The organism is Kamptonema sp. PCC 6506 (assembly GCF_000180455.1).
In the GTDB taxonomy this organism is placed as follows: Bacteria; Cyanobacteriota; Cyanobacteriia; order Cyanobacteriales; family Microcoleaceae; genus Kamptonema; species Kamptonema formosum.
Genome location: NZ_CACA01000329.1, coordinates 42,230 through 53,198, shown reverse-complemented (window position 1 = coordinate 53,198; position 10,969 = coordinate 42,230). Strand labels below are relative to the sequence as shown.

Sequence of the window (10,969 nt, the reverse complement as noted above, 5' to 3'; positions counted from 1 at the left end):
TACCAATTACCAATTACCAATTACCAAATTAGAATATGGAAAGTATTAAAACTCTATGTCCCTATTGTGGTGTGGGCTGTGGTTTAGAGGTGTCGTCGCCAACAAAACCAGGTCAGAGTTGGAAGGTGAAAGGCGATCGCGAACATCCCTCTAGTATGGGTATGGTTTGCGTCAAGGGAGCAACAGTCACAGAATCTATTCAGCGCGATCGCCTGCTTTATCCGATGATGCGTGACTCCCTAGATGAACCTTTCCGCCGCGCTAGCTGGGATGAGGCTTTAAATGCAATTGTTAACCGCATTCAAACTGTACGCGCTACTAGCGGCCCAGATGCTCTTTGTATGTATGGTTCGGGTCAATTTGTGACTGAGGACTATTATGTTGCTCAGAAACTAATCAAAGGTTGTCTGGGAACTAATAATTTTGATGCCAATTCTCGGCTCTGTATGTCTTCAGCGGTTGCTGGTTATGTGCAGAGTTTTGGTGCTGATGGCCCGCCTTGTTGCTATGACGATCTAGAGTTAACTGATTGTGCTTTTATCATTGGTAGCAATACCGCAGAATGCCACCCAATTATTTTTAATCGACTGGCAAAATACCATAAGAAAAATGCCGATGTTAAAATGATTGTGGTCGATCCGAGGCGGACTCCTACCGCTGAAGCGGCGGATTTGCACTTAGCAATTAAACCGGGAACGGATATTGATTTGCTGAATGGGATTGCTTATATATTACTACAATGGGGTGATGTTCACGCTCCGTTTATTGATGAATGTACGACTAATTTTGCGGCTTTTACGGAGGTAATTAAATATTATCCACCGCAATTTGTAGCGGACAGATGCGGCATTTCTGTGGATGAATTGAAGACGGCGGCCCGCTATTGGCAAGAATCCAAGCGAATTTTATCGCTGTGGTCGATGGGGATGAATCAGTCTTCTGAGGGGACGGCGAAGGTGCGATCGCTAATTAATTTGCACTTGATGACTGGTCAAATTGGTAAGCCGGGATGCGGCCCTTTTTCTCTTACTGGCCAACCAAACGCGATGGGGGGACGGGAAGCGGGGGGATTATCTCACATATTACCGGGATATAGGTTTGTGAGAAGCGAGAAACATCGAGCCGAAGTTGAGGAGTTTTGGGGGTTGCCGGCGGGGAGTATTTCACCGATTCCGGGCCGCACGGCTTGGGATATGATGACGGGTTTAGAAACGGGGGAAGTTGAGTTTCTATGGATTGCAGCCACTAATCCGGCGGTGAGTATGCCAGATTTGGAGCGGACTAAGGCGGCTTTGAGGCGATCGCCTTTCACGGTGTATCAAGAGGCTTATTATCCAACGGAAACAGCACCTTTTGCTCACATACTGTTACCAGCGACGCAGTGGAGTGAGAAGACGGGAGTAATGACTAATTCCGAACGCCGAGTAACTTTGTGTCCTGCTTTCCAGCAACCGCAGGGAGAAGCTTTGCAGGATTGGCAGATTTTTGCTGAGGTGGGCCGTCGCTTGGGTTTTGGGGATCAGTTTACTTTCCAGACTTCCGCTGAGGTACATAGTGAGTTCGTGCAGTTGACGCGGGGGCAGCCTTGCGATATGTCTGGGATGAGTCACGATCGCCTACGTGCGGAAGGGCCAATGCAGTGGCCGCTTTCGGAGAAGGAAGAAGGAAGAAGGAAGAAGGAAGAAGGAAGAGGGGAGAAGGAAGAAGGGAAAGAAGATAGCGATCGCAAGTTGGCTGCAAGTGAGAGACTTTACACGGATTGGCGTTTTCATACGCCTGATGGGAAGGCGAGATTTGCAGCTTGTCATTCGCGAGGGTTGGCGGAACCACCCGATCCGAATTATCCTTTGGTGTTAACTACTGGCCGACTTTACGGACACTGGCACACATTGACGCGGACGGGTAGAACTGAGAAGATTAATCAAATGCACCCCGATCCGTTTATTGAGATTCATCCCAGGGATGCGGAGGAATTGGGGATTGAGAATGGGGTGATGGTGGAAGTGCGATCGCGCCGAGGAGTTTGTCGGTTTCCTGCTAAGATTACGAAAGCGATCGCGCCTGGGACGGTGTTTGTACCGATGCACTGGGGTAGTTTGTGGGCCGATGGTGCCGAAGCAAATACTCTCATGCACCATGAGAGTTGTCCCGATTCTAAACAGCCAGAGTTAAAAGCTTGTGCCGTTCAATTAGTACCAATTCCAGTGGAAGTTGTAGGGGAGAAATCGTTGTTAATGGTGAGTGATTAAATAAGAAAGTCAGGACTTATGCAAAGAAACCGGGTTTCTATGAAAAATCTCCGTTTCTCAACTAGAAATCTCCGAAGAAACCCGGTTTCTGACTTAGCCTGTGTGCGTATTTGAAACTTTTGGATCGGGGAAATGGGGTCGCGGCAATCCTCCTGCCTCTACCGTTGTATAACTTTGGAGAATTGGTATAAGGTGGGATTCCCACCTTACAAATTATATCGGTCTGTGTCTATTGGTTTTGCCGCTCTAACCAAGTAGTTAAATCTGTGAGTTGAGAGAAGTCTAAAAGTGCCTCAGCTAGTTCTTCCAATTCAGTTAGGGATAATGATTGAATTTGAGTTTGGAGCTCAGGTGCGATCGCGCCTAAACGTCTAGTGAGTAAGCGCATAATCAGCGATAAGGCCTCCTCTTGCTTTCCTTGTGGAATTCCTTGTTGAATTCCTTGTTGAACTCCTTGTTGAACCCCTCGTTCCAATCCTTCTTCAAGGATTGCTTGATAAGTTACAGATTCCCGCATAAGATCGTTCCTAAATAGTTGGCGAATCAAATCTCTTTCAAACCGCAGACCGGCGAGAATATCGGCACAGGTTAACAGATTCCGCCGCTCATCGATTGGCTCAATTTTAGCAACTTCTTGGGCAACTTGTGCGAGCAAGGATGCCGGGGAGTCGCTGCGATTGCAAGCCTCTGGTATTGTTATTATTTTGATAACATTAGGTTTTTAATGTACTCCCTAAATACAGGTTGAAGTGTGAAAAGTGTTCGCTCACCTTGTTTGATTTTTTTTATCAAGCAACGCCGTCCCAAGGATTGCACATTTTTTAATAATTCCGATGGGGATAATTCCAAATTTACTGTACTTTTTGATATTTCAATTGGTTCGACTTCGCTAGCTAGCCAAGACATCACCTTTTTTTCTGAGTCAGATAAGCGATGGAAATGCTGCTGCAATAGGGGTTCTAAATCGCCTAAAAATAGTGTATCGTAAGATAATAACTCTGAAACGCTGCCGTTAAATAAGTCTTGAATCATAGCGCCCACTATATTTAACCAGGATGGATTACCTTGATAAATGTCAATCAATTCTAACCATCTCTCCGGTTCTAGTAAACCTTTTTCTCTGAGAATTTCTTGAGCTTCGGTTCCTAAACCATTCAATTGTAATGTCCTACAGGCTTGGTTTTGGCTTTCTAAGGCCACTATTTCTCTGGGTTTTTCCCAACTTAATAATATTAAGCAACTGTGGTGGGATGATTCTGCTAGTTGTTTGAAGAATGTGCCGTAATTTTCATATCCAGGTTGGTAATTGCCTGCGAGTTGTCCGCTGCTGAAAATCATTTGTACGTCATCGAGTATTACAAGACAGCGGTATGAACGTAAATATTCTAGTAGGGGCAATCCCCCTGTGGTTGCCCTTTCTTCTGGGGCGGGCACGGGGGCACCGCCCCTACTGAGGAATTGAATTAGGTTTGTTTCGAGTGTTTGGAGGGTTGGGGTGTTGTGGAGGCTGCGGTAAATAATATAATCAAATTCAGTTTTTATCTGTTCTATTAGTTGGATGGCGAGGGCAGTTTTGCCAATTCCGCTTAATCCTAATATGGTGATGAGACGAGTACGATCTTCTACAATCCATTGTTTGAGTGTGGTAAGTTCGGATGTGCGGTTATAGAATATGTTTGAATCTGGTGCATCGGATAAGTCTATGTGAAGTTGTTTAGGAGTTTGTTGGGAGTTTTGGGGAGAGGTGGGCGATCGCTCTTTTGTTACCTCTGAATGACATCGATCGCTACAAACATTAATTTTGCTATTATTAATACTATTAACAATATGATTATTAGAAAATTCTATTCGTTTCAAAAACGATCTAAAATTAGATTGACTAACATTTTCTCCTAACACATCTGACAGCAGTTTCCATAACTTCCAAGCAGCTTTTCTGACATGATCGTTACTAAATTTATAGTCTTCTGCTATTTCTGGATACTTTTTACCTTGCGAAGTAGCTTCTAATATAGATATTTGTAGAGAGTCAAGACGTTTTCCTGTTTTAGCAAATATTTCGTCATCGATCCATTTTACCGATTCTTCAAGCTCCATAAATTTAGGTGCAGTCATATTTGGGTCTAACACAGTACCAGTTTACCACACTTTTTGATATTTGAGGAACTAAATACCACTTTTTCCTATTAACTCCCATTAAATCCCAAATTTTATCTTGGCAAATTACCCATTAAATTCAATTGTTATATCGAAAGTATTTGATAACATTGATTAAGATATATGCAGCTCAGCTAAAAACAACAGCTATCCGCAAATAAACTTATTAGGCAGTAAAATCCATGCAGATTTATCGAATTATTATGTTGGGGCCTCGCGGTTCTGGCAAGACCGTGTATTTGGGAAGTATGTTTCAGAAGCTGTCCAGTCAAGGGGAATGGGGATTTTTCCTAGAGATTGGTGCTGAAAATCGCAAGAAACTGACTGAAATCTACACCGAAGTTGCTACACAAACGAAATGGCCTCGAGGGACGCTTCGGGAGGAAGTCTTAGAATGGGTTTTTACCTGCTCCATCAACAGAAATAGAACTAAATACTCAGCTTGCCAGTTTATCTATCTCGATTACGCAGGCGGTAGAATTACTGAAGCCGATATGGAAGATGGTTCTGATTTTAATCGAAAGATAGAAAGTGCTGATATTCTACTGGGATTGTTAGACGGAGCTAAAATTTGTGCTCTGATGCGTCAAGAACAGGAAGGAGTAGTATGGGTTATCAATGAGTTAAAAAATATACTTGATATAATGACGGGAGGTATTGCAAAACCAGTTCATTTTGTCATTAGCAAGTGGGATATTGTTGAAAGTAGTGGATATTCTTTGAAACAAGTACGAGAGAAATTATTAGAATCTAGTGACGCATTTCAGAATCTAGTTACCACCCGTAAACAAGATGGATTTCTAACCAGATTGATTCCTGTTAGTTCCGTTGGGAAAGATTTCGCTAAACCTGTACCTGGTGGCGGTATGGAAAAAATTCCCGGAAAACTGCCTAAACCATTTCAGGTAGAAGTTCCCTTAGCTTGTGTTTTACCGGATTTGATCCTGAATCAAAAAAGAGAACTTGATAAAAGGGCTTCAGAAGAAAGGAAGCGATCGACTAAAGTTGAAGCAGACCTTTCTGGTGTGGAAAAATTCAGTCAAAATTTGCCAGGATTCTTAAGAGGTTTTCCTGGGATTAAAAATTGGGCAGGATCTGCCGAACAAAAGAAAAGAGAAGCGGCTGAAAGAAGTGAGGAATTACGTCAGCAACAAAAAGCTGCCTTGGACAAAATAGGCGATGAAAGAAGCGCTCTTGAATCTGTTGTCAACAGCTTTATCTTGATCCAAAACCAACTTTATATAAGTTTCCCCGATTCCGATCTATCTTCGTAATATCTTTATGAAAAATTTAGATTGTTGGCCTTTTTTAGTTAGCGCTAATCGCCACCTTGACTATAGAACAATAGTTGCCCCTGACTTTATGTGTAAAGTTGGTGATGCCAATACTATTGCCAACACAGCAGGCGGTAATCTAACAGCAGAAAATGTGTCTTTCTACCGAGAAATACATAAATCTAAAGTTGGAAAATTAACCATAGTATTTCGAGTGATTGAAACAACCTTTGAAGACATGGGCATTGAAGGGAGTGGAGTTTTAAAAGATTCATTTGGTCGAGAAATTTTGTTAATTGAAGGAATTGTTATTAAGGGATTACTCCCAGATGTGATAGTTTCCAAAGATACTATCGAAATGGCTCACGGAATGATTATTCAACCTTATCGTGAATTTTGGGAATGTACAAGGGTTGAACCTGCTACAGCTTCAGTATGTTTTAGCCTACCACAAGATAGTTCTGAATCTTGCCTACAATATCAGAAACTAGATCCTTATGGTGTTGATATCCAGAAACCAGAGGAACCAGACAAACCTAAAGCGCCAGTTTTTCCAGAGGTAGATCCGCAGAAAAAAAGCAGTAAAAGTCAAGGCTGGAGAAACCAAAGGACTAATTATCTTGATGGTGAAGTTACATCAGTGACATTTTTACCCAAAGGCAATTCTATTGCGATTAGATACGAACACCAACAAACAATTATTATCAAAAATTTAGGGACTAACCAAGATACTTTTTCTGCCAAAGAAGATATTATTGGATTCGGCTATCCTCATCCTATTGCAATTAGTCCTAATGGTCAGTATATGGCTACTGGAATCATTCAAAAAATCGGATATGGTGTCATAAAATTATGGAATATTGAAGAAAAAAAAGAGCATAAAGAAATTCATGGACATAAAAACATTGAGTTCAGTAGAATTATACCCGTAGCTTTTACTCCAGATAGCGAAATGCTAATTAGTGGCAGTAAAGATAAAATAATTTTTTTCTGGGATGTTAAAACCGGTGGCAAAAGAGGCCAACCAATTGAGAACTTTGTAAGTGAGATTAGGGCTATAGCTGTTAGCCCAGACGAACATAGCTCTATTTTTGTCATTGGGGATGGTGAGGGAAATATTCAGTCTTATAATTGGAACAGTAGAAAAAAGATTAAAAGTTTTCCAGCGCAGGGTTTGTCTAATGGCTTACCTATTAATTCATTAGCTTTTAGTCCTGATGGTAGAATACTTGTCAGCGGTGGCGATGACAATAGTATCAAACTTTGGGATGTCGATAGTGGTAAAGAATTGAATAGCGGAAAACACTCAGCTAGAGTCAGAACAGTTGCTTTTAGCCCTGATGGTAAATTAATTGCTAGTGGAGACGATAGCGGTATAATTGAAACTTGGGATGTTAAAACTATGGAAAATGTAGTTTTACCTAAACATCATAATGTAGTAACATCACTTACTTTTAGTCCTGATGGTAAAACTTTAGCAAGCGGTAGTAAGGATAGAACAGTTAGGTTTTGGGAAAGAGTTTAGAAAAGAGTCATAGTGTATCCCTACGAATCTATCTCAAATTACACTTTTATGTAAGCGATCGCCCCTCCCATTCCAACTTATGAAAAAGTGCGATCGCGCTTTCTCCAAACAAACTACCGCCGATACAAAGAACAAGCAAATTCTAACACTTCTTCCTGAGAGCGATCGGGTAAATGATTAATAATTGCTGTAATTTTCTCCGAACTTGACAGCCAGCTTTTTGTACTAGCTTTCCAAACCACAATAAATTGCTCCTCTGATAACGTACACAAAGCTAAAGTTTCTCCTTCATTATTGGTAAACTCCACTTCATAATTGCCATCATAGTAGCACTCTACTATTGCCCCTTGATTTCCTGAATAGACACGATCTTCAGGCAAATCTACTAACAATTCAACAACATCAAAAAGTTCAGGCTGTATCATTTCCGCTTCCTTAGATATAAAGTTGTCAATCTAGCAATATTACTATTTATCCCCAAGCGCGATCGCTCCCATCCTTGACCGATCGCCTCAAATCTGGTTAACATAGACATAATCAGCTCTGGAGAGAGTCATTGAAACTGCCCAATTATGAAAGAGCAGTGGCTCCTCAAAAGAAAATTACCGAATATCTGCTCTCACTTACCCACCGGGACGGGAAAAGCAAAGCCAAATTTTTTTTGCGGTTTGGCTTCTCCGTCGATGCTTGGGAAATCATGGCAACTGCCTTGCTGCGTCATGCTGCTGAGCATGAATTAGCTAAAATTGAAGAATCGCCTTTTGGCACTCGGTACGTTGTTGAAGGAGAAATCCTCGCAGCAGATGGCAGAAAACCCTTTGTGCGTTCTGTCTGGTTTATTGAAACCGGAGGCGAAATTCCCAGGCTAATAAGTGCCTATCCACCAGATTAAAAAAGAAAATGATTCAAGAACTTGACAGCGTTGTTTTAACAACTGACATCCCAGAACAAAACTTAAGCCAAGGCGATATTGGCACCGTTGTTTTAGTACATCAAGGTGGCGTAGGATATGAAGTAGAATTTGTTACTTTGACCGGGAAAACAGTAGCTATTGTCTCACTCTTTAGTTCACAAGTCCGTCTGATCCGTGACAGAGAAATCGCTCACGCTCGAATGTTAGCTTGAAAATTATCTAAATTTCACCTCATCCCCAAGCGCCGCAGCTACGCCAGCCGCAGGCATCGCACCTTCAACACCAATTATTCAAACTAACTCCGACACTCTCAATCGCCCTTCTATCGGTTCATATTCATCCTCCAAAAGCCAATACTGTGCCTCATCATAACTCTGACTAGAAAACACAACTTTATAACCCTCAGCCGGATCGTAGATTCGACAATTTCCCTCAGCATCACTTAGTAACAAAAGCAGATAAGGCGGTGAAAGGTTTGGATCGATCCATACCTCTGTAAACTCCCAATTATTCTTCACTAGGTCGGCTTCGAGGGGTAACGTGATATCGGTTTTCAGCATCGACTTTTATCTCTCCATAATAAAGTAAAAGGCGGCTACTATTCGGGTCAACTCTATAACCAATTGATTCAACAAAAAACATACCATAACGATCGTAGCCCCGAATCGTACCTGTAAATTCTCCATCTTCTATTATGGCTTGAGCTACCTGATTCATAGTAGCCTCATCATTAAAAATATGGGCAGCACGTCCTTTATTAAGCAATCTTCTCATTTGTGGCGTGTCTGGCAAGTGTTTAGCAATGTGCCTGCTGTCAAGAGTGATTTGGCGATTAATTCCGCTCATTAATTAATTGCTGAACATACAAGTATCATTAAATCACGCGATCGCGCCGCAAAACTTTTAGCGAAAAACTACTTAAAATCATCACTTGAGCTCCTATTAAAATCAGCCCACCGCCATTTTGAATCAAAATGTCTAATAGTATTTTTAGCTACAATCTTCCAAGTACCAACACTGGATAATAGTAAATTGCACAATCTAGGCAACTCCTAGATTGTATTGCAACGAACTTTCTATGAAACCTCGAATCATAGTTTGCGGCTTAGGTCGCACAGGGTACAAGATTTTCTGTTTGTTGAGACAGCAAGGAGCGATCGTTGTTGGTATCAGCGATCGCCCTTTGAGATGTGAAGGTTCCGATGTCGTAGTAGGCAACTTACAAGCAGCCTCAAGTTTATTGGCCGCCGGCATTCAAAACGCTCACACCCTCGTTTTAGCGGGAGATGACGATGCCGTAAATTTGGCAATTTTGATGCAAGCAAGGATTCTCAATCCTAAAATTCGCATCATTAACCGCCTCTTCAATACCAGCCTGGGCGATCGCCTAGACCATACCCTGCCGGAGCATACCACAATGAGCGTTTCCTCCTTAGCCGCTCCCGTGTTTTCCTTTGCAGCTCTTGGCAATCAAGCAATTGGACAGTTGCGCCTATTTAACCAGACTTGGCCGATTCACGAAGAATATATCGATGAAAATCATGCCTGGAAAGGTCGAAAACTGAGGGATTTATGGGAAGATCGATCGCGAATGCTGATCTATTATCTGCCAGCGGATAATAAAATTGACCTAGTATCGGCGGTTCTAGCTCATGGATATTTACAGCAAGGCGATCGCCTAATTATTGCCACTCAACCCAGCGTGCGATCGCGCCGCAAAACTTTTACTCAAAAACTACTTAAAATCATCACTAATATACGGCGACTTCAGCAGCAAACTCAATCAGCCGTCAGCGTCAGCATCACTCTTTTACTAATAATTCTAGCAGCCACATTCACATATACAACTGTAAATTTTCATGTTTCCATAGTTGATGCTTTCTATTTTTCCGTCGGCATGATTACCGGAGCTGGCGGCAACGATAAAGTAGTAGAAAATGCCCCAGATAGTATTAAAATATTCACGGTAATCATGATGTTAGTTGGGGCAGGAATGATCGGCCTCTTCTACGCACTCCTCAACGATTTTATATTAGGAACCCGCTTAAGAGAATATTGGGATGCTGCGCGAATTCCCCAACGAAATCACTATATAATCTGTGGTTTGGGAGGGATAGGAGTACAGATTGCTAAACAACTACAAGCCAACGGCCATGAAGTTGCAGTCATAGACAGCGACTCTAACAATAGATTCCTCAGCACTGCTCGCTCCTTAAAAATTCCCGTAATTCAAGGAGATGCAAGTTTATCTTCAATCCTAGAAGAAGCTAATATTAAACAAGCTGAAGCTTTATTAGCAGTTACTAGCAGCGATATGTCAAATTTAGAAATTGCCTTAAGCGCTAAAGGATTAGCTCCCAAACTGCCAGTTATTGTTCGCAATCAAGACCCACATTTTGCACTCATGGTGCAACAAGTCTTTGAATTTGAAGCCGTATTAAGTCCGACAGAAATAGCCGCTCCTGCCTTCGCTGCGGCAGCAATTGGAGGGCGGATTTTTGGTAATGGGATGACATTAGATAGTCTCTGGGTTGCCTTAGCAACATTAATTACACCAGGGCATCCCTTTTGCGGCCAACGCATTCAAGATGCTGCTATGTCTGCTGATTTTGTACCTTTGTATGCCGAAACTAATTGCCAAACAATTCACGGCTGGGATTTGCTAAACTTTTATCTTAGTGCTGGGGATGTCTTGTATTTGACTATGCCAGCTAATAGACTAGAGCAATTGTGGAGATCCGTTTCTACGGAATTAATTAGAAATTGAAAAAGAAGGGAAAAAATAGGGTATTTTAGTAGGAATTACACAAAGAAACCGGGTTTGTGTGAAAAATCCTTGGTTTCTTAACGA

The 10,969-nt window shown here is 41.9% G+C and carries 11 protein-coding genes; 6 read left to right on the top strand and 5 right to left on the bottom strand.

The features are described from left to right. Positions 1 to 35 precede the first annotated feature (35 nt). A complete protein-coding gene (locus OSCI_RS22045; protein ID WP_007357373.1) occupies positions 36 to 2,249 on the top strand; it encodes a molybdopterin oxidoreductase family protein in 2,214 nt (737 codons plus the stop codon). A 229-nt stretch (positions 2,250 to 2,478) separates the two neighbouring features. Here OSCI_RS22045 and OSCI_RS22040 read toward each other — a convergent pair whose 3' ends face one another. After that, positions 2,479 to 2,904, bottom strand: a complete 426-nt coding sequence (locus OSCI_RS22040; RefSeq protein WP_007357372.1) for a DUF4351 domain-containing protein — start codon at positions 2,902 to 2,904, stop codon at positions 2,479 to 2,481. Between the two features lie 44 nt (positions 2,905 to 2,948). Continuing rightward, on the bottom strand, positions 2,949 to 4,364 hold the full coding sequence (locus OSCI_RS22035) for an NB-ARC domain-containing protein (RefSeq protein WP_007357371.1): 1,416 nt from the start codon (positions 4,362 to 4,364) through the stop codon (positions 2,949 to 2,951). A gap of 224 nt (positions 4,365 to 4,588) precedes the next feature. On the opposite strand from OSCI_RS22035, the gene OSCI_RS22030 reads away from it, so the two are divergent. Together OSCI_RS22030 and OSCI_RS22025 are read left to right on the top strand one after the other, a co-directional pair. Further along, positions 4,589 to 5,680 carry a hypothetical protein gene (locus tag OSCI_RS22030; protein WP_007357370.1) on the top strand — a complete coding sequence of 364 codons (1,092 nt, stop codon included), beginning with the start codon at positions 4,589 to 4,591 and terminating at the stop codon, positions 5,678 to 5,680. A gap of 7 nt (positions 5,681 to 5,687) precedes the next feature. After that, the gene (locus OSCI_RS22025) at positions 5,688 to 7,205 is read left to right on the top strand and encodes a WD40 repeat domain-containing protein (RefSeq protein WP_019487901.1); all 1,518 of its coding nucleotides are present in this window, start codon (positions 5,688 to 5,690) and stop codon (positions 7,203 to 7,205) included. A gap of 113 nt (positions 7,206 to 7,318) precedes the next feature. Here OSCI_RS22025 and OSCI_RS22020 read toward each other — a convergent pair whose 3' ends face one another. Next, positions 7,319 to 7,630, bottom strand: a complete 312-nt coding sequence (locus OSCI_RS22020; protein ID WP_007357368.1) for a DUF4926 domain-containing protein — start codon at positions 7,628 to 7,630, stop codon at positions 7,319 to 7,321. Positions 7,631 to 7,761: 131 nt separating this feature from the next. Between OSCI_RS22020 and OSCI_RS22015 the strand changes: the two genes are divergently transcribed. Together OSCI_RS22015 and OSCI_RS22010 are read left to right on the top strand one after the other, a co-directional pair. Next, entirely contained in the window at positions 7,762 to 8,097 is a 336-nt protein-coding gene (locus OSCI_RS22015) for a DUF6883 domain-containing protein (RefSeq protein WP_007357367.1), read from the top strand. A gap of 8 nt (positions 8,098 to 8,105) precedes the next feature. Further along, on the top strand, positions 8,106 to 8,330 hold the full coding sequence (locus tag OSCI_RS22010) for a DUF4926 domain-containing protein (protein ID WP_007357366.1): 225 nt from the start codon (positions 8,106 to 8,108) through the stop codon (positions 8,328 to 8,330). A gap of 78 nt (positions 8,331 to 8,408) precedes the next feature. On the opposite strand, the gene OSCI_RS22005 is transcribed toward OSCI_RS22010, so the two are convergent. Further along, on the bottom strand, positions 8,409 to 8,678 hold the full coding sequence (locus tag OSCI_RS22005) for a hypothetical protein (protein WP_007357365.1): 270 nt from the start codon (positions 8,676 to 8,678) through the stop codon (positions 8,409 to 8,411). Then, positions 8,626 to 8,964: a DUF6972 family protein gene (locus OSCI_RS22000; RefSeq protein ID WP_007357364.1), complete on the bottom strand. Its 339-nt coding sequence runs from the start codon at positions 8,962 to 8,964 to the stop codon at positions 8,626 to 8,628. Before OSCI_RS22000 ends, OSCI_RS22005 begins: the two co-directional genes overlap by 53 nt. A gap of 232 nt (positions 8,965 to 9,196) precedes the next feature. Here OSCI_RS22000 and OSCI_RS21995 point away from each other — a divergent pair, with 232 nt between their 5' ends. Beyond that, on the top strand, positions 9,197 to 10,885 hold the full coding sequence (locus OSCI_RS21995) for a potassium channel family protein (RefSeq protein ID WP_007357363.1): 1,689 nt from the start codon (positions 9,197 to 9,199) through the stop codon (positions 10,883 to 10,885). The last annotated feature ends 84 nt before the right edge of the window (positions 10,886 to 10,969 follow it).